At 70.9% G+C, this 18,018-nt stretch carries 19 protein-coding genes; 6 read left to right on the top strand and 13 right to left on the bottom strand.

All coding sequences use genetic code 11. The features are described from left to right. The first annotated feature begins 134 nt into the window (after window positions 1–134). Window positions 135–929: a carbon-nitrogen hydrolase family protein gene (locus tag SCMU_RS03970; protein WP_229231729.1), complete on the top strand. Its 795-nt coding sequence runs from the start codon at window positions 135–137 to the stop codon at window positions 927–929. A 131-nt stretch (window positions 930–1,060) separates the two neighbouring features. Here the strand turns inward: SCMU_RS03970 and rlmB are convergent, their stop codons facing one another. The 4 genes from rlmB to SCMU_RS03950 form a co-directional block, all read right to left on the bottom strand. Further along, window positions 1,061–2,074 (bottom strand): 23S rRNA (guanosine(2251)-2'-O)-methyltransferase RlmB, encoded by a 1,014-nt coding sequence (rlmB, locus tag SCMU_RS03965; RefSeq protein ID WP_229231728.1) that lies wholly within the window; start codon window positions 2,072–2,074, stop codon window positions 1,061–1,063. After that, a complete protein-coding gene (gene cysS, locus SCMU_RS03960) occupies window positions 2,075–3,613 on the bottom strand; it encodes a cysteine--tRNA ligase (RefSeq protein ID WP_229231726.1) in 1,539 nt (512 codons plus the stop codon). 88 nt (window positions 3,614–3,701) lie between these two features. Next, a complete protein-coding gene (locus SCMU_RS03955) occupies window positions 3,702–4,034 on the bottom strand; it encodes a hypothetical protein (RefSeq protein WP_229231724.1) in 333 nt (110 codons plus the stop codon). Window positions 4,035–4,122: 88 nt separating this feature from the next. Next, a complete protein-coding gene (locus SCMU_RS03950) occupies window positions 4,123–5,466 on the bottom strand; it encodes a hypothetical protein (RefSeq protein WP_229231723.1) in 1,344 nt (447 codons plus the stop codon). 203 nt (window positions 5,467–5,669) lie between these two features. On the opposite strand from SCMU_RS03950, the gene SCMU_RS03945 reads away from it, so the two are divergent. Both SCMU_RS03945 and SCMU_RS03940 read left to right on the top strand, forming a co-directional pair. Continuing rightward, window positions 5,670–6,830, top strand: coding sequence for a sensor histidine kinase (locus SCMU_RS03945; RefSeq protein WP_229231721.1), 1,161 nt, complete (start codon window positions 5,670–5,672; stop codon window positions 6,828–6,830). 116 nt (window positions 6,831–6,946) lie between these two features. After that, window positions 6,947–7,546, top strand: coding sequence for a LuxR C-terminal-related transcriptional regulator (locus SCMU_RS03940; RefSeq protein ID WP_229232928.1), 600 nt, complete (start codon window positions 6,947–6,949; stop codon window positions 7,544–7,546). On the opposite strand, the gene ispF is transcribed toward SCMU_RS03940, so the two are convergent. From ispF to SCMU_RS03925, 3 genes are all read right to left on the bottom strand, one after another. After that, window positions 7,510–8,028 carry a 2-C-methyl-D-erythritol 2,4-cyclodiphosphate synthase gene (gene ispF / locus SCMU_RS03935; protein ID WP_229231719.1) on the bottom strand — a complete coding sequence of 173 codons (519 nt, stop codon included), beginning with the start codon at window positions 8,026–8,028 and terminating at the stop codon, window positions 7,510–7,512. The genes SCMU_RS03940 and ispF overlap by 37 nt on opposite strands. 10 nt (window positions 8,029–8,038) lie before the next feature. Next, entirely contained in the window at window positions 8,039–8,803 is a 765-nt protein-coding gene (gene ispD, locus SCMU_RS03930; RefSeq protein ID WP_229231717.1) for a 2-C-methyl-D-erythritol 4-phosphate cytidylyltransferase, read from the bottom strand. A 96-nt stretch (window positions 8,804–8,899) separates the two neighbouring features. Further along, window positions 8,900–9,382 (bottom strand): CarD family transcriptional regulator, encoded by a 483-nt coding sequence (locus SCMU_RS03925; RefSeq protein WP_066495480.1) that lies wholly within the window; start codon window positions 9,380–9,382, stop codon window positions 8,900–8,902. A 292-nt stretch (window positions 9,383–9,674) separates the two neighbouring features. On the opposite strand from SCMU_RS03925, the gene SCMU_RS03920 reads away from it, so the two are divergent. Together SCMU_RS03920 and SCMU_RS03915 are read left to right on the top strand one after the other, a co-directional pair. Further along, window positions 9,675–10,280, top strand: a complete 606-nt coding sequence (locus SCMU_RS03920) for a hypothetical protein (protein ID WP_229231716.1) — start codon at window positions 9,675–9,677, stop codon at window positions 10,278–10,280. A 342-nt stretch (window positions 10,281–10,622) separates the two neighbouring features. After that, a complete protein-coding gene (locus SCMU_RS03915; RefSeq protein ID WP_443020264.1) occupies window positions 10,623–11,768 on the top strand; it encodes an IS30 family transposase in 1,146 nt (381 codons plus the stop codon). Window positions 11,769–11,983: 215 nt separating this feature from the next. Here SCMU_RS03915 and SCMU_RS03910 read toward each other — a convergent pair whose 3' ends face one another. Together SCMU_RS03910 and SCMU_RS03905 are read right to left on the bottom strand one after the other, a co-directional pair. After that, window positions 11,984–12,664, bottom strand: coding sequence for a winged helix-turn-helix domain-containing protein (locus tag SCMU_RS03910; protein WP_229231715.1), 681 nt, complete (start codon window positions 12,662–12,664; stop codon window positions 11,984–11,986). Beyond that, a complete protein-coding gene (locus SCMU_RS03905; protein ID WP_229231713.1) occupies window positions 12,661–13,869 on the bottom strand; it encodes a sensor histidine kinase in 1,209 nt (402 codons plus the stop codon). Before SCMU_RS03905 ends, SCMU_RS03910 begins: the two co-directional genes overlap by 4 nt. A gap of 177 nt (window positions 13,870–14,046) precedes the next feature. On the opposite strand from SCMU_RS03905, the gene phoU reads away from it, so the two are divergent. Beyond that, the gene (gene phoU, locus SCMU_RS03900) at window positions 14,047–14,706 is read left to right on the top strand and encodes a phosphate signaling complex protein PhoU (protein ID WP_229231711.1); all 660 of its coding nucleotides are present in this window, start codon (window positions 14,047–14,049) and stop codon (window positions 14,704–14,706) included. Window positions 14,707–14,794: 88 nt separating this feature from the next. Here the strand turns inward: phoU and SCMU_RS03895 are convergent, their stop codons facing one another. From SCMU_RS03895 to SCMU_RS03880, 4 genes are all read right to left on the bottom strand, one after another. After that, window positions 14,795–15,541: a phosphoglyceromutase gene (locus tag SCMU_RS03895; RefSeq protein ID WP_229231710.1), complete on the bottom strand. Its 747-nt coding sequence runs from the start codon at window positions 15,539–15,541 to the stop codon at window positions 14,795–14,797. Next, complete coding sequence (locus SCMU_RS03890) at window positions 15,538–16,320, bottom strand: class I SAM-dependent methyltransferase (RefSeq protein ID WP_229231709.1); 783 nt, start codon at window positions 16,318–16,320, stop codon at window positions 15,538–15,540. Before SCMU_RS03890 ends, SCMU_RS03895 begins: the two co-directional genes overlap by 4 nt. A gap of 105 nt (window positions 16,321–16,425) precedes the next feature. After that, window positions 16,426–16,743 carry a DUF2516 family protein gene (locus tag SCMU_RS03885; RefSeq protein WP_229231708.1) on the bottom strand — a complete coding sequence of 106 codons (318 nt, stop codon included), beginning with the start codon at window positions 16,741–16,743 and terminating at the stop codon, window positions 16,426–16,428. Window positions 16,744–16,752: 9 nt separating this feature from the next. After that, entirely contained in the window at window positions 16,753–17,934 is a 1,182-nt protein-coding gene (locus SCMU_RS03880) for a trans-sulfuration enzyme family protein (RefSeq protein ID WP_229231707.1), read from the bottom strand. Between the last annotated feature and the right edge of the window lie 84 nt (window positions 17,935–18,018).

Genomic DNA, 18,018 nt, shown 5'->3' with positions numbered 1-18,018 from the left:
TCCTGGTCTATGACAGGGTCAGTGGTTGCGGCCGCCCCCAGCGCTCCCATCCTAGTATCCGGGGGCGCTGTCCCGGTTGCGGCGACCCGCCTCGAAGGCCTTCCCCTGGGGGGTGGTTTCGACATACTGGTGCCATGCGGATCGCACTCGCCCAGCTGACCTCTTCACGCTCCCTCGACGACAACCTCGCCCTTGTGCGCTCTACTCTGGCCGAAGCCGGCCGGAGGAGGGCGGACGTCGTGGTGTTCCCCGAAGCGACGATGCGCGCCTTCGGCAATTCCCTCACCGACATCGCAGAGCCCCTCGACGGGCCCTGGGCCACCGCCGTACGGGAGGCGGCCGACGAGGCCGGCGTCGTGGTCGTGGTGGGCATGTTCACGCCCGGGGAACCCGGGACCGTGAAGAACACGCTCCTCGTCCACGGGCGCGGCGTCGAGACACATTACGACAAGATCCACCTGTATGACGCGTTCGGATTCCTCGAGTCGGACACCGTGACCGCGGGCAAGGAGCCCGTCACGTTCACCGTGGACGGCGTCACATTCGGGCTTGCGACGTGCTACGACATCCGTTTCCCCGACCTCTTCACCGCGACTGCCGACGACGGCGCCCAGGTCCAGCTCGTGCCCGCCTCGTGGGGCGCTGGGCCGGGCAAGGCCGAACAGTGGGACCTGCTCGTGCGGGCGCGCGCCGTGGACTCGACGTGCTTCGTGGTGGCAGTGGGCCAGTCGGACCCCGAGGCCGCCGGGGTCGAGGCCCCGCACGGGGCCCCCACCGGGATTGGGCGCTCGGCCGTGGCCAATCCGTTCGGGCACCTCGTGGAGCGGCTCGGCTCCGGCCCCGACACGCTGTACGTGGACCTCGACCTCGCCGAGGTCGAGAAGGCCCGCGCGGCGCTGCCCGTCCTGGCCAACCGCGTGCGCCTCTGACCCCTCCGCCCCGCGCCGAGATCGGGCCGTGTGCACAGTCCACGCGGTGCTGCACTTCAGAAGTGCCCCGCTCTGAGCGCGTCGGGGACGCACGACGGCGGGTGGGAACCCGCCGTCGTGCGCTCAGCTGGTCAGCCGGCCGGGGCCTCCGCTGCCGCGCGCCGGGTCGAGACCTCGTACAGGGAGATCGCCACGGCCATGCCGGCGTTGAGCGACTCCATGTCGGAGTCGATCGGGATCGAGACGATCTGGTCGCACAGCTCGCGGGTGAGCCGCGAGAGGCCCTTGCCCTCGGAGCCCACCACGAGGCAGACCGGCTCGGTCGCGAGCGCGAGGCCGGGAAGCGCGACGTCGCCGTCGCCGTCGAGCCCGAGGACGAAGATCCCGAGCTCCTTCATCTGCCGCAGCACCGTGTTCAGGTTCGGGGCCTTCGCCACCGGCACACGCACGGCTGCGCCGGCGGACGTCTTCCATGCCGCCGCGGTCATGCCGACCGAGCGCCGCTCGGGAACGATCACGCCGTGCCCCGAGAACGCGGAGACGGATCGGATGATCGCCCCGAGGTTGCGCGGGTCGGTGATGCCGTCGAGTGCCACGAAGAGAGGAGCGTTCGCGATGTGGCCCTTGCGCCACTTCTCGTGCGTCTCTTCGGCGAGCTCGAACGCGTCCGGGTACACGTACGGCGGGACCTGCAGGGCCAGGCCCTGGTGGATCGCGTCGTCAGTCATGCGGTCGAGCTCCGGCTTCTGGGCCTCGAGGAGCGCGATGCCGGCCTCGGCGGCGAGCTTCATGGCCTCGCGCACACGGTCGTCCATCTCGATCCGCACCGCAACGTACAGTGCCTTGGCGGGCACGCCCGCGCGCAGCGCCTCGACCACGGAGTTGCGCCCGGTGACCATCTCCTCGGATCCCTTGGCGCGGCCGGAAGCGCCGCCGCGGCCCGCGGCGAGGCGGCCCGGCTGGCCAGACCGCTTCGCGGCGGACCGCTCGGCGAGCTGCTTGGTCCGGTAGGCCTTGTGGTACACGCGGTCCTCGGCCTTGGGCGTGGGGCCCTTGCCCTCGAGGGCCTTGCGGCCGTGGCCACCCGTGCCCGTCGTGGGGCCCTTCTTGTTCTTCGCGGCTCCCGGGCGTCCCTTGGCGGCCATCTATGCTCCCGTTCGGTTGGTGGACGCGCTCTGCGCGCTGGATTCGGTCGTGGCGGCGAGGCTCCATGTGGCCCCGTCGGCGGAGTCCTCGACGGCGATGCCCGCCTGCGCGAGCGAGTCCCGGATCGCGTCGGCCGCGGCCCAGTCCTTGGCGGCGCGCGCCGCGGCACGGTCGGCGAGCCGCGCCTCGACGAGGGCGGACAGTGCGCGGTGCGCTGTCTCTTCCGGGCCGCCGGCCCACGACGCCGCGTGCCCCCCGGTGGCGTCGAGGCCGAGGACGCGGGTCATCGCCTGGACCTCGTCGAGGGCGGCGTTGGACGCCTCGACGTCGCCGTCCGCGAGGGCGGTGTTCCCCCGGCGCACCGTGTCATGGAGGGCGGCGAGGGCCTGTGGAATGTTGAGATCGTCGTCCATGGCGTCCGCGAACACCTCCGGCACGATGCCGTAGGAGAACATCCCGAACGTTTCCGTCAGGACGCCAGCGTTCGCGGCCCGCGCCGCCGCGGCGAGTGCCTTGGCGATGAACCCGTCGATCCGTTCGACGGCGGCCGCCGCCTCCTGCAGCGAGGTGGGCCGGTAGTCGAGGACGGACCGGTAGTGGGCCTGGCCGAGGTAGTAGCGGACCACGCGGGGCGAGGCGAGTTCGAGCATCTCGGCAGGCGAGATGACGTTGCCGATGGACTTCGACATTTTCTCGCCCTCGAACGTGACCATGCCGTTGTGCATCCAGAAGTTCGCGAAGCCGTCGCCGGCGGCGGCGGACTGGGCGAGCTCGTTCTCGTGGTGCGGGAAGCGCAGGTCGAGGCCTCCGCCGTGGATGTCGAACCGGGCGCCGAGGTACTTCGTAGCCATCGCGGAGCACTCGAGGTGCCAGCCGGGCCGGCCGCGGCCCCACGGAGACGGCCACGACGCCGTCTCCGGCTCGCCGTCCTTGTGGCCCTTCCAGAGGGCGAAATCGCGGGGGTCCCGTTTCCCCCGGGGGTCCGCATCCGCCGCCGCCTGCATGTCGTCGATGCTCTGCCGGGTCAGCGAGCCGTACGCCGGCCACGAGCGCACGTCGAAGTACACGTCCCCGGACCCGTCCCCCGCGGGGTAGGCGTGCCCGCGGTCGATGAGGCGCTGGATGAGCTCGTGCATCTCCGTGATGTGGCCGGTAGCCCGCGGCTCGTAGGTGGGTCGCTGTACGCCGAGGACCTCGTACGCGGTCTCGAACTCCTGCTCGAACCGGTACGCGAGCGCGAACCACTCCTCACGCGGGATGTACGTGCCGTCTGGGTCGAAATCGGGGGCGAAGCTCGCCTCGGACTTGGCAAGGATCTTGTCGTCGATGTCGGTGACGTTGCGGACCACGGTCGTGGCGAAGCCGCGGTACTGCAGCCAGCGTGTGAGCTGGTCGAACACGATCGCCGAGCGCACGTGCCCCACGTGCGGCGAGCCCTGCACCGTGGCACCGCAGTAGTACACCGAGGCCTTGCCGGGCTCGAGCGGGACGAAGTCACGGACTTCGGCGGTGGCGGAATCGTAGAAGCGCAGGGTCACTGGATAAGGGTATCGGTAGGGCAGGTTCCGGAGGTCATCTCCCGGGAGCCACACGAGGTGACCTTCAGGAGGTGGCTTTCAGACGGTCTCAGTTGCCGCAGACCTTGCCGATGTTGTTGAAGGCATCGCTGAGCTGCTTCTGCTGCTCAGGGGTGGCCACTGCCGTCGACGACGAAGCGACCTTCTGCTCGAGGTCAGCCATCGTCTGAATGAACGCACCAATTGCGGGGTCGACCTTCGCGGCGACCTCCTTGTAGTGGTCAGCCTTCTGCCGGGCCTGCTGGACGGCATTGCCGGTTGGCTGGAAGACGTCCGTGCTGAGGAACTTGCAGCTATCCTGCACGCTCATCCGCCCATCCCCGCCGCACGCCGTGAGCAGCATCGTGGCGGCCAGTGCGGCGGCAGCGAGCGACTTCTTCATGCGGGACTCCAAGCGGTTGGGTACAGGATTGGCTGGCCCGACGCGGGACCAGCCATCCATTCTAATCGATGCGGCCGGGGCAGCCCGTTCAGCCAAGCGTCCCCTGGGCGGCTGCACGCGCGGTCGTCCGCATACCTTGGCGGCGCGCGACGCCGGGCAGCGCACCCCGCGCGCGCAGCACACCGTACGAGATCCATGCCACGACGATGAGCCCGAGGAGCATCTGTCCGACGGCCGCCGGACCCAGGGGATGAAGCTGTGCTGCTGCCCCAAAGACGAGCGCGAGGGCGAACGGAATCCATCCGGTGACACGGGCCCGCCACAGCGCCGCGGCGAAAGCGACCAGCATGACGTTCTCGGCGAGGAAGAGCGGCAGGAACCCCGGGAAGAGGATCCCGCCGAGCGGACCGAAGACTCCCGCGCCGGCATGGCTCACCGACAGGGCACCGGTGAGGAAGTCCAGGGCTCCCATCGCGGAGATCGACACGGTGCCGAGAATCCCGCAGACGGTGCCGGCGATCGCCAGCCCGGTTCCCCGACCGCGGACCGCTCCTGCGAGGAACGCTGCCGTCCCGCCGAAGAGCGCTGCAACGGCGAGCGCGATGGTGCCCTCGATGACGAGGGGCGTGGGATCTGAACCGACGGCAGCGAGGGCGGCGTCGGGGTCGTCGGCGCCGGCAAACACGAGGTCCTTGATGGCGCTGAGCATCAGGAGCGCGACCGCGCAGATGGCACCGGCCCATGCCCGGTGTACTGGGGTCGGCTCCTCGCCCCAGCCCGCGGCACGCCGCCGACGGATCACAGCGAGCCCGGCCCAGCCCAGTGCGGCGAGGGCGAGGGCAAACGACGCCTGTCCGCTCAATGGCACGGGAAGGAACGTCACAGCGAGGGAGAGCGCCCCGGCCGCCGGGACCCACCAGTGCGCGAGCCCGGCCCGCCAGAGCGCGACTGCGAACAGGGGCACCGAGAGGACTTGGCAGGCCATGAGCGGCAGGGTGAGCCAGCCGCCGAGCCCGTCGAGGGCTGCGCTCGTGGCCACCGCGGTTCCGAGCGGGGTCTGGGACAGTGCGGCAGTCATGAAGGAGTGCATCCCGATCAGGCCCGTTCCGACGGTGCCGAGGAGCCCCGCGACGAGGCCCGCCGAGCCCCAGCCGGAGCCGCGCGCGCGGGTGGCGCCGGCGAGAAAGAGCACGCCGCCGAGGAAAAGCGCCGCAAGCGCGAGGAGGGTCCACCCCAGCGACATGGCGCGGCCCGGGTTCGCCGCGGAAGTCCTCAGTGCCGACGCGGGGTCGCTGCCGTCGTCGGAGAAGAGGAATTGGCTTGCGAGGGCTCCGGCGAAGAACAGGATGAGGCTGGTGAAGCCCGCGTAGGTGCGCAGCGCGCCGGACCGGCCGCCCGCCGTCGTGCGTGATGAGGCTGATGTGATAACCATTGGTCTCTCCTAGGAATCGGTAGGGAGGGGATGTAGCCGACCCCTGAACCGTACGGAGCTGGGGTACGCCGACGGATCGTGCCGTGGGACGGTTTCGCCGCCGCGCAGGTCGATGCCCGGGCCGTCACGGGTCATCCCTGGGGACGACACGAGTCGTCCTCCAGGACGTGGTGCCCGCGTGGAGCCCGGCGTATGGTCGAGCCATGGTTGCGGCCCCCGCCCGCCGATCGTGGAAGCGGCCCCTCCCGACGTGGTCCGGGGACGTGTCGATGGCGGCCCTCGTCGTCGTGTTCGCGCTGATCGAGGCGATCGGTGCGATTGTGGCGTGGACGCCGGCGCAGCGGGCCCTCATCGTAGGGATCCTCGTCGTGGCGGTGCTCCTGCGCCGACGGCAGCCGCACGCCGCGGTGCTGCTCGCGGGGGCCGTGTTCGCGGCGGGACCCACGCTCGGCTATCACCTCGACAACTCGACGTCGACCCTCGTCGCGGGGATGGCCGTGATCTGGGGCCTCGCCGCCTCCCGGCCACTCTGGGTGGGGCTGTTCGGGACGGCCCTCCTGGACGTGACGGTCTCGGTCGGCTTCCAAGACCCCGTCGGGTCCTTCCTGTGGAACTCGGCTGTCATGTTCGCCGTCTTCGGCATCTCGCGCCTCCTCGCGAGCCGCAAGCGGGCGCTCGCGGCCCTCGAGGCCACGGCGCGGGAGCTTGCGGCGTCGCGCGACGCCGAGGCCGCAGCGCAGGTCGAGCTCGAGCGGACGCGCATCTCACGGGAGCTGCACGACGTCGTCGCTCACGCCGTGAGCGTCATGGTGATCCAGGCGGGGGCTGCCAACAGCGTCCTCGACGCCGACCCCGCCCGCGCCCACCGGGCGCTCGAGGCGGTCGAGGCCACGGGCCGCGAGGCCCTGCGCGAGCTGCGGACCATGCTCGGGAGGCTGCGCAGCGACGGGGGCGCCGCGCTAGCTCCGCAGCCAGGCCTGGCCGACGTCCCCGCTCTGCTTGATCGCCTGCGCTCTAGTGGCCTTGCCGTATCCGTCCGGACCGACGGCGAGCCCTACCCCCTCGCCCCAACCGCCGACCTTGCGGCCTACCGGGTGGTGCAGGAGTCGCTCACGAACGTGGTCAAGCACTCCCAGACCAGCGCAGCCCACGTCGCCTATGTCTACGGCACAGACAGCCTGCGGATTGACGTCGAGGACGACGGCACTCCCGGCGACGTCGTGCCGCTCGGCAGCGCGGGTGCGGGTGTGGGGCTGCGCGGCATGCGCGAGAGGATCGAGCTGTGCGGCGGCTCGCTCGAAGCGGGCCCGACGCCGACACGCGGCTTCCGCGTGAGGGCGACCCTTCCGCTGGGGTCGGCATGACACGCGACGACGCGGCCGCGGCTCCTCCGTCGGGGTCCATCGGAGCGGTCGCGGACCGGCAGGCGATCACTGTCTTGGTGGCCGACGACCAGACACTCGTCCGGGACGGATTTGCGATGATCCTCGACGCTCAGCCTGATCTGACAGTCGTGGGGACCGCAGCCGACGGGGCTGCCGCGGTGAGGGAGTGCGCACGGCTTGCACCCGCCGTCGTGCTCATGGATGTGCGCATGCCGGTCATGGACGGGATCGAGGCGACCCGGCGGATCTGCTCGGCCGGCACCGCAAGGGTGCTCATGCTCACCACCTTCGACCTCGATGAGTACGTCTACGACGCGATTCGCGCGGGCGCGAGCGGGTTCCTGCTCAAGGACGTCCCCGCCGCCGAGCTGAGCCACGGTGTCCGGGCCGTCGCGGCGGGCGAGACGCTCCTCGCACCCACGGTAACCCGCCGGCTCGTCGAGCAGTTCGTGCGCCGCCCCGCACCGGGGCGCCCCGCGGGCCAGCTTGCCGGGCTGACCCCACGGGAGCTCGAGGTCCTCGCGGCCGTGGGCCACGGGATGTCCAACACCGAGGTGGCGGCGGAGCTGTTCCTCTCCGAGACGACCGTCAAGACGCACCTTGGCCGGATCCTCGCCAAGATGGGCCTGCGGGACCGGGTGCAGGCCGTCGTGCTCGCCTACGAGTCGGGGCTGATCGAGCCCGGGGCCGGGTAGACAAGCGCCGTCGCGATCGCAGCGATGCCCTCGCCGCGACCTGTGAAGCCGAGGTGGTCCGTGGTCGCTGCCGTGACGCCCACGGGCGCGCCGGCTGCCTCGGAGAGCACCCGCTCCGCCTCGGCGCGCCTCGGGCCGAACTTGGGCCTCTGCGCCACGAGCTGCACCGCGACGTTCCCGATCCCGAAGCCCGCCTCGCGCACGATCCGCGCCGCCTCGGCCAGGAGCGTCAGTCCGGACGCGCCCGCATACTCGGGGCGGTCTGTGCCGAAATGCGTGCCGAGGTCCCCGAGCCCTGCCGCGGAGAACAGCGCATTGGCGGCGGCGTGCGCCACGGCGTCAGCGTCCGAGTGGCCCGCGAGTCCGCGCTCGCCCTCCCACTTCAGTCCACCGAGCCACAGGGGGCGGGGCGCGTCGTCCGGCGCGAACGCGTGCACGTCGATGCCGATTCCCGTGCGGGGAAGGATCGGTGCGGAATCCAAGGGTGCCTCCTCAGCCCTGCGCGGCGATGAACGTCTCGGCGAAGTGGAGGTCCATGGGAGTGGTCACCTTGAAGGACTGCAGGTCGCCGGGGACCACGTAGACGGGGGTGCCGAGGGACTCGACGAGCATCGCGTCGTCGGTGATCGCCGCGGCCTGCTCCGGCTCCCATCCGGCGGCGACCTCGTGGGCGCGCAGGAGGGTCGCGGCGTCGAAACCCTGAGGGGTCTGCACCGCGCGCAGCTGCTCGCGCACCGCCGTGCCTGTCACGACCTCGGCCGCGATCGCTGCGGCGTCGCCCTCCGTCGGGGCGGTGGACTTGATCGTGTCCACCACCGGCATGGCCGGGATGACGGCAGCCGCTCCCCTGTCCAGGGCCTCGGCGACGCGGTGGAAGACGTCCGACGGCGTGAGCGGCCGGGCGGCGTCGTGGACGAGGACGTGACCGGTGCCGGGAGCGAGCGCGGCGAGGGCGGCTCGCACCGAGTCTGCGCGCGTCGCGCCGCCCTCCACGACAGTGATCTGCAGACCGCCCTCGCCGAGCTCCTCCGCGAACGTGCGGCACAGCTCCGTCAGCTCGGTGTCCCCGGCCGGCACGGCCACGCAGAGCTGCTGGGCGAGGCCTGCCCCGGCGGCGCCCCGGAGCGTGTGGAGCAGGAGCGGTGCCCCCGCGAGCGGCACGAGCGCCTTCGGCAGCCCGTAGCCGAGCCGTGTCCCGGAGCCCGCCGCCACGATCACGACGGCGGTCGGGGCGGCCAGATGGGGGGCGTCAGTCATGGCCTCCAGCCTAGACGACGGCGTGAGCGGGCCTGGAAATGCACGAGGGCCCCGACAGCCAAAGCTGTCGGGGCCCTCGTGGCCAGCATCGGTGCCTCAGGACGCGAGGACCTCATCGAGCACAGTCGCCGCCTGCTCCTCGTCCGTCTTCTCCGCGAGCGCAAGCTCCGAGATGAGGATCTGGCGGGCCTTGGCCAGCATACGCTTCTCGCCCGCGGAGAGTCCGCGGTCCTGGTCACGGCGCCACAGGTCGCGCACGACCTCGGCGACCTTGATCACATCGCCGGAGGCAAGCTTCTCGAGGTTCGCCTTGTAGCGGCGCGACCAGTTGGTCGGCTCCTCGGTGAACTCGGCACGGAGCACATCGAACACGTGCTCGAGGCCTTCCTTGCCCACGACATCGCGGACCCCGACAAGGTCCACATTCTCGGCCGGTACTTCAATCGTCAGGTCCCCCTGAGCCACCTTGAGCTTGAGGTACATCTTCTCTTCGCCCTTGATGGTGCGCATTTTGATCTCTTCGATCTTGGCTGCACCGTGGTGGGGATAAACAACCGTCTCGCCAACCTCAAAAACCATGTGGACATTCCCCTTTCCCGCAGACTAGTCTACCACGTCTGCCCTTCGACCCGGGCCCGGGGCTGCCCGAGAACCGCGGAATTACGCGGAAGTCGGACCGTCGAGCGGCGTCACAGGGGTTGACCAGGAGCGAAAAAGATGCTTCACGTCCGCGGACGCGCGCGTCACGGACGGGTCATCGGCCCGTGCTGGACGCCCCCGGTGCGTGACGCGCGCCGAATCTACAGAACGTCGAAATTGGCGATAGGCTAAGCCCGACCAGACTTCCTCACACCCTGATCAGGAGCCAGCTGTGCGTTTCTCTGCAACGAAGCCGGCCAAGCGCGTCGCCCTCGTCGCCGCGCTGGGCGTCGGCATGCTGACCGCCACGGGCTGCGGCTACATCAACGCCCAGCAGACCACCCACACGTACTCGGCGTCTGACGGCGTCCGCACCGACATCGGCGTGCTCCAGCTGCGCAACATGCTGATCGTCTCGGCGGACCAGCCGACGTCCTCGAGCAGCGCCTCGGCCGGCAGCCAGGGCCGACTGCTCGGCACGGTCTTCAACACGTCGGACAAGGACGTGACCCTCACCGTCAAGGATGACGCGAACACGATCCGCATCGACGTGCCGAAGAAGGGCGAGGTCGAGCTGTCCAAGCCCGGCACGAACGTCACCCTGTCTAAGGCGGGCGCTGTGCCCGGCGCCCTCGCCAAGGTCTCCTTCACGGCGGACGGCACGAGCCAGGACGTCGAGGTCCCGGTGCTCGACGGCACGCTCGCCGAGTACCGCCAGTACATCCCGACCCCGTCGGCAACCTCCTCGGCCACCCCGTCCGGCTCGGCATCGGGATCGGCGTCCGGCTCGGCATCGGGATCGGCCTCCGCCTCCGCCTCCGCGACGCAGAGCCGCTAGTACACAAGCACGACGGCGGCCGGTCACCTTTCCAGCGAAAGGCTTGGGTTCTAACGGTCGTTGCAACACCTCGGACTTTGAGGAGTTGCAACGACCGTGCCGCGTTATGGGGATGGAGATGCTGGGAGGGCCCGGTTCCGTGAGGGGTTCGTGGAGCGTGTGCGTGCCGGGGAGTCGGTGACGGCTGTTTCGGCGGAGCTGGGCGTGAACCGGAACACGGGGTATGGGTGGGTGCGGAAGGCCGGGCTGGCGCGGAAGCGCTCGGACAGGCCTGCGCGGGGGGACTTCCACCGGCTCCGGCGCGAGGGCCTCAGCCGGACTGAGGCCGCCGAGCGGCTCGGGATCCACCGCACGACCGCTCAGGAATGGGACAACGGGGTCCACAAGCTGGGCAACGGGCGCCGGTACCGGGACGGGCGCGTGGTGGACTACAACATTCCCATGGAAGCCCGCGCCCCCTCCGTCAGCGCAGCGGTGCCGCTGGCCGGAGTGGAGAAGCCCCTTGATCCGCGCTACCTGTCCCTGCCCGAGCGGGAACGGATCGGGGACCTGCTCGCCGCCGGGGCCACACTGCGGGAGATCGGCCGGCAGCTGGGCCGGTCCGCCTCCACCGTCTCCCGGGAGATCGCCCGCAACAGCACCGACGGGCGGTACTTCCCCTATGCCGCCCAGCGGGCGGCCGCCGTGCGCCGTCCCCGGCCCAGGCAGGCCAAGCTCGCCCGGCCGGGCCCGCTGCGGGACTACGTCGCGGGGAAGCTGGCCACGCGGTGGTCCCCGGAGCAGATCTGCCATGCTCTGGTGCAGGACTATCCCCACGATGCGGAGATGCGCGTGTGCCACGAGACCGTCTACCAGGCCATCTACGTCCAAGGACGCGGAGGCCTCAAACGCGAGGTCGCCGCGTCCCTGCGCACCGGCCGGGCCGTCCGCCGCCCGCACCGCGACGGGACCGAACGGATCCCGCGGTTCGAGGGCATGGTCATGATCTCCGACCGGCCCGCCGAGGTCCAGGACCGCGCCGTGCCCGGGCACTGGGAAGGGGACCTGATCACCGGCGCCTCCAACCGGTCCGCGATCGGGACCCTGGTCGAGCGCACCACCCGCTACGTGATGCTCCTGCACCTGCCCCACGGGCACGACGCGGCCAGCGTCCGCGACGCCCTCATCGAGACCGTGCAGACCCTCCCGGAGCACCTGCGCGGGTCCCTGACCTGGGACCAGGGCTCCGAGATGGCCCGCCACCGCACGTTCACGCTCGCCACCGGCATGGACGTGTACTTCTGCGACCCGGCCAGCCCCTGGCAGCGCGGGACCAACGAGAACACCAACGGCCTGCTGCGCCAGTACTTCCCCAAGGGCACCGACCTGTCGGTCTACGGCCCCGAGGACCTCGAGCACGTCGCCCAGGAACTCAACGCCCGACCACGCAAGACGCTCGGCTGGAAGACCCCAGCCGAGCGCCTGCGCGACCTGCTAACCTCCACCTGATCAACCAGCGGTGTTGCAACGACCACTAGAAACCGCCAGGTGACCGGCCGCCGTCGTGCGCGCTACGCCGCATTCTGAAAGTCACCTCCCGAAGGTCACCTCGCGTGATCCCCAGACCGAGGACCCACAGAAGGTGACACCCGGAAGCTGACACCCAGAAGCTCACCCACAGAAGGCGACCCCCGGACGGGGGGACCAGGACGGGAGGGCGTGGATCAGGGCTCGAACTTGTAGCCCAGGCCGCGCACAGTGACGAGGTAGCGCGGGCTCGACGGGTCCGGCTCGATCTTGCTGCGGAGCCGCTTGACGTGCACGTCGAGGGTCTTGGTGTCCCCCACGTAGTCGGAGCCCCACACACGGTCGATCAGCTGGCCGCGCGTGAGGACGCGCCCGGAGTTGCGCAGGAGCATCTCGAGCAGCTCGAACTCCTTCAGCGGCAGCGAGACCTGCTCGCCGTCCACGCTCACCACGTGCCGCTCCACGTCCATGCGCACCGGGCCCGCGTGGACCGTCGAGGAGATGAGCTCCTCCGGCTCGCCGTGCCTGCGCAGCACGGCCCGCACGCGCGCCACGAGCTCACGCGAGGAGTACGGCTTGGTGACGTAGTCGTCGGCGCCGAGCTCGAGGCCCACCACCTTGTCGATCTCCGAGTCCTTCGCGGTCAGCATGATCACGGGCACGCTCGAGCGCGCCCGCAGCTGCCGGCACACCTCGGTTCCCGGGGTCCCGGGGAGCTGCAGGTCCAGGAGCACGAGGTCGGCGCCGTTGCGGTCGAACTCGACGAGCGCGTCACTTCCGTTGTCCACGACCTCGACTTCGTAGCCCTCCTTCGCCAGAAGGAACGAGAGGGGGTCGCTGAACGACTCCTCGTCCTCGACGATCAGGATCCTGCTCACGGAAACGCTCCTTGCTCCGGCGGCCGCCCGGCCGTCCGGTCATGCTGGTTCTGCCCGTCAGGCCCGTTGCCTTCGGGGTCCTCTTCCATCTCGGGCAGCCGCACCGTGAAGGTGGAGCCCTTGCCTGGCTGCGACCACAGCGTCACCTCTCCGCCGTGGTTCTCGACGACGTGCTTGACGATGCTGAGCCCCAGGCCCGTCCCGCCGGTCCGGCGCGAGCGGGCCGCATCCACGCGGTAGAACCGCTCGAACACACGCCCTTGGTCCTCGGGCGTCATGCCCTCGCCCTGATCGGTGACGGACACGGAGACGAGGCCGTCCTTGTGCTTGAGTCCGATCCCCACCTTCGTGTGCGCGGGCGAGTAGCGGATGGCGTTGTCGATGAGGTTGCGCAGCGCGTTGGTCAGCAGGTCGGCGTCGCCGAACACGGGCACCTCCACGTGCCCGCCCACGCGCACCTCGATGGACTTCGCCTCGGCCGCAAGGCGGGAGCGGTCGACGGCGTCGGCCACCACCTCGTTGAGGTCCACGGCCCTGCCCATGTGCACGATGTCCGCCCCCTGGAGGCGGGAGAGTTCGATGATGTCCTGGACGAGGGCCGCCAGACGGCTCGCCTCCTTGCGCATGCGCGCGGCGAAGCGCCGCACGGCCGCCTCGTCCTCAGGGCTCGCCTCAAGGGCCTCCGCGAGGAGCGAGATGGCCCCGACCGGGGTCTTGAGCTCGTGGGACACGTTCGCCACGAAGTCGTTGCGGATGCGCTCGGTGCGGGTGATCTCGGTGCGGTCGTCGGCGAGGAGCAGGATGTACTCGTCCCCGAGGACGGCGGCCCGGACGTTGACGATGATGGTCCCCTGCCCGAGCGGTCCGCGGGGCAGCTCGAGCTGCTTCTCGAGGATGACGCCGTTGCCGCGCACCTTCGCGGTCATGGCCAGCAGCTCCGTGTGCACCACGGTATGGCCCCGCACGAGCCCATAGGCGTAGGCGGCCGGGCTCGCGCGCACCACGCCGTCGATCGCATCGACCACAACGAATGCCTTGCCGAGCACGGACAGGACGTCCGTGGCGCCGGCGGGCAGGCTCGGCTCGCCCACCGGGCCTTCGAGCAGGCGCCGCTGGCGCTGGCTGGCACGGAAGGCGAGCACGCCGAAGGCGCCGAACGACAGGCCGATGAGGCCCGCCACGATGCCGACGACGAGAGGATCCACGTAGCCAGCTTAGGACGAGCAGCGGCGCCCCGTGACCGCGAGGGTGGCTCGCGCGGGCGCGGTTCAACTAACGTTCACCCTGAGGCGGGCAACTATTCATCCGCCGCTGAGAGTGTGACGAGTCGGAGTGCCCTCATGGGGGCGCACACTCGTCAACCCCTGTGAAAGGACGCCGCAGTGCGAAAGGTATTCCAGGAGGAGCTGCAGAAGGTCCACGAGGATCTCGTCGAGATCGCCAAGCTGGTGGCCGAGGCGCTGGACCGATCGGTCGAGGCCTTCACGACCGCGGACGTCGAGCTCGCCCAGGAGGTCATCGCCGCCGACGCGCGCATCGACTTCCTCCAGACCGCCCTCGACGAGAAGGCGATCGAGATCCTCGCCCTCCAGGGCCCCGTAGCCTCGGACCTGCGCGTGATCGTGGGCTCGCTGCGCATGAGCGCCTCGCTCGAGCGCATGGGGGACCTGGCCCGCCACATCGCCCAGCTCGCCCGCCTGCGCTACCCGGAGAAGGCCGCGCCCGAGGCGCTCGAGAAGACGTTCGCCCGCATGGCCGAGCTCGACGCCACGATCATCGCCGAGGTGACTGGGCTCCTCGAGGACCACAATCTCGAGCGCACGTCGAAGATCCAGGCCGCCAACGCCGAGCTGGACGAGCTGCACGCGAGCGTGTTCCGCGCGATCGCTGATCCGTCGTGGACCGGCTCGCCCGCCCTCGCGGTCGACGCCGCCCTCGCGAGCCGCTACTTCGAGCGCTTCGCCGACCACGGGGTCTCCGTGAGCCGCAAGGTCTCCTACCTCGTGACCGGCGAGTGGGACGGCGACAACACCTCGAGCTGACCCACACTTCCGGTACGCACGACGGCGGCCGCTCACCCCTCGTGGGGTGAGCGGCCGCCGTCGTGGTTAAGCCGTCCTGGTCAGGCCGCTACTTGCGGCCCTGGTTCTTGACCGCCTCGATCGAGGCGGCGGCGGCCTCCGGGTCGAGGTACATGCCGCCGGGGTTGGTCGGCGCGAAGTCCTCGTCGAGCTCGTAGACGAGCGGAATGCCCGTGGGGATGTTCAGGCCCGCGATGTCCTCGTCGCTGATGCCGTCGAGGTGCTTCACGAGCGCGCGGAGCGAGTTGCCGTGCGCGGTCACGAGGACCGTCTTGCCGGCCTTGAGGTCCTCCTTGATCTCGGACTCCCAGTACGGCATGAGCCGCTCGAGGACGTCCTTGAGGCACTCCGTGCGCGGCATGTCGTTGCCGAGGTCTGCGTAGCGCGGATCGCCCACCTGCGAGAACTCGGAGTCGTCGGCGAGGGGCGGCGGCGGGGTGTCGTAGGAGCGGCGCCACACCATGAACTGCTCCTCGCCGAACTCGGCGAGCGTCTGGGCCTTGTCCTTGCCCTGCAGCGCACCGTAGTGGCGCTCGTTAAGCCGCCAGGAGCGCTTGACGTCGATCCAGCCGCGGTCCGCCACATCGAGGGCGATGTTCGCGGTGTTGATCGCGCGCTTGAGGCGGGACGTGTGGAGGATGTCCGGCAGGAGGCCCTTGTCGGCGAGCATCTGGCCGCCGCGGCGGGCCTCCTCGCGTCCCTGGTCGTTCAGGTCCACGTCCACCCAGCCGGTGAACAGGTTCTTGGCGTTCCACTCGCTGTGCCCATGGCGCAGCAGGATGAGCGTGTAGGTCATGGGGCCATGCTATCGGGCGCCACGGCCTCCCAGCGGACTGTGACCTCGCCCAGCCGCCATCGGGACAGCCCGTGGAGCACCGGCCACCCGTCGGCCTTGACCGTCCGGCACATGGCGAGCCAGCGCTGACGCACCCCGAACGGTGCGAGCGGGGCGGCCGCCAGCCACGCGGCGTCGAGCGCGGAGAGGAACGCGTGGACGCGCTCGCCGGGCACGTTGCGGTGGATGAGGGCCTTGGGGAGCCGTTCGGCCACGTCCGAGGGGAGCGCGAACGAGCCGAAGCGCAGGGCGAGGGTCAGCGCGCGGGGACCCGCGGCGTCGAGCGTCACCCAGGCGGAGCGGCGGCCGATCTCGTCGCAGGTCCCCTCGACGAAGATGCCGTCCGGCGCGAGCCGCGAGCGGACCAGGTCCCAGACGCCGGGGACGTCCGCCTCCTCGTACTGCCGCAGCACGTTGAACGCCCGCACGAGGACGGGGTGCCCCTCGACGGGAAGCTCAAACCCGCCCACGCGGAAGTCGAGGCCCTCGCGCTCGAGAGGCTTCGCGGCGGCGACGCGGCCCGGCTCGATCTCGATCCCCGTGAGGCGGACGTCGGGCCGGACGTCGCGCAGCCGGGTGAAGAGCTCGACCGCGGTGATCGGCGAGGCGCCGTACCCGAGGTCGACGGCGTGCGGCGGCCCCGCGTGCGCGAGGAGCCGGCGCGCCTGGGTCCCGGTGATCCACCGGTCCACCCGGCGCATGCGGTTGGGGTTGGTGGTGCCCCGGGTCACGTTGCCCACGACGACGCCCGGCAGCCTGCGCCCGGGCCTCGGCTGTCCGGGGCGGCCGGACCCCACGTGCCCGGACGGCGTCCGGATAGGCCGCGCCTTCTCGACCACGCAGGGTCAGCGGGAGGCGACCGCGGGGCGCACGTCCGCGAGGTACACGCCCGCGGCCGTCACGGCGGCGATGTTGAACAGCCCGTATCCGCCGAAGCTGAGCAGCCCGCTGGTGGGAACCAGGAGCCCGAGGAGCGTCACGAACGCGGCGCCGCCGGTGAGCGCGAGCCAGAAGCCCTTGGTGCGCTTGGAGTTCGCCTCGAACCGGGGGCCCTTGCGGATCAGGCAGTCCACGAATGCCCACACCGCGATGGCAGCACAGACGAACCCCGCCACGTAGAACGTGGCGAACTGGATCCAGTAGATGAGGAGTTTGCCGTCCACGGGAACAGCCTACCGCCCGGAATCGAGGGCCTGACGAAGGTCTTCCCAGAGGTCGTCGACGTTCTCGATCCCCACGCTCAGCCGGACGAGTCCCTCCGGGACGGTCAGCGGCTCGGCGGCGTGCCGGCGGCGGCGTTCGATCGTGGACTCGACGCCGCCCAGGCTCGTCGCGGGGAGCCACAGCGCGACCCGGGAGACGAACGCGTCGGCGGCCGCGGCGCCGTCGAGCTCGATGCTCACGATCGAGCCGAAGCCGGTCAGCTGTGCGGCGGCGCGCCGGTGGCCAGGGTCCGACGGGAGGCCCGGGTACCGCACCCGCACGACGGCGGGGTGGGCGTCCAGACGGCGGGCGAGCTCCCCCGCGGTGGCCTGCGAGCGCTCGACCCGGAGCGCAAGCGTGCGCAGGCCGCGCAGGCCGAGCCAGGCCTCGACCGGCCCGGCGATCGCGCCGTGCAGGGTCCGGTGCTGGTGCAGGCGCGAGCGCAGCTGCTCGGTGCCCGCCACCGCCACGCCGAGCAGCACGTCGGAGTGCCCGGCGAGGTACTTGGTCGCGGAGTGCACGACGACGTCCGCGCCCACCGCGAGCGGCTTCTGTCCCAGCGGGGTCGCGAAGGTGTTGTCGACGATGACGAGCACCCCGGCGGCGCGGGCGGCGGCGGTGAGGGCGGGGAGGTCGGCGACCTCCATCATCGGGTTGGTGGGGCTCTCGACCCAGAGGGCGTCGGCGCCGTCGAGCGCCGCGACCGTGGCCTCGGTGTCGTCGATGTCCACCTCGAGGAGCGTCAGCTCGCCGCGTTCCGCCTTGAGCTGGGCGAGGCCGAGGGTGCCGGAGTACGAGTGGCGCGGGGCCACGAGGACCCCGCCCACCGGGACGAGGCTCATCGCGGCGGCGACGGCGCCCATGCCGGAGCTGAACAGGAGCGCGGGGAGCGGCGAACCCTCGAGCTTGCCGACGGCGTCCTCGAAGGGCTCCCACGTGGGGTTCGAGAACCGGGCGTATCCGCGCGAGCCCTCGCCGACCCCGCCAAGCCCCACGAACGTCGAGGAGAGGACGATCTCGGGGTTCACCGGCATGTCCGGCCCCCTCTCGGGGCGGCCCGCGGCGACGGCGAGCGTCTCGGGGGCGAGCGCGGCGAGGGCCGCGTCGTCGAGGTGTGGGTACCCGGAGGGAGAGGTCGCGTCAGAGGTCATGCCCTCCAATCTAGGACACGGCACATTCGAGGCGGAGTCCACGGTCCGTTGACGGGAGGTGTCATCACCGCCGGTACCCTTGAG

The sequence above is a fragment of the Sinomonas cyclohexanicum genome (assembly GCF_020886775.1).
Classification (GTDB): Bacteria; Actinomycetota; Actinomycetes; order Actinomycetales; family Micrococcaceae; genus Sinomonas; species Sinomonas cyclohexanicum.
This window is presented reverse-complemented; position numbering and strand designations above follow the sequence as displayed.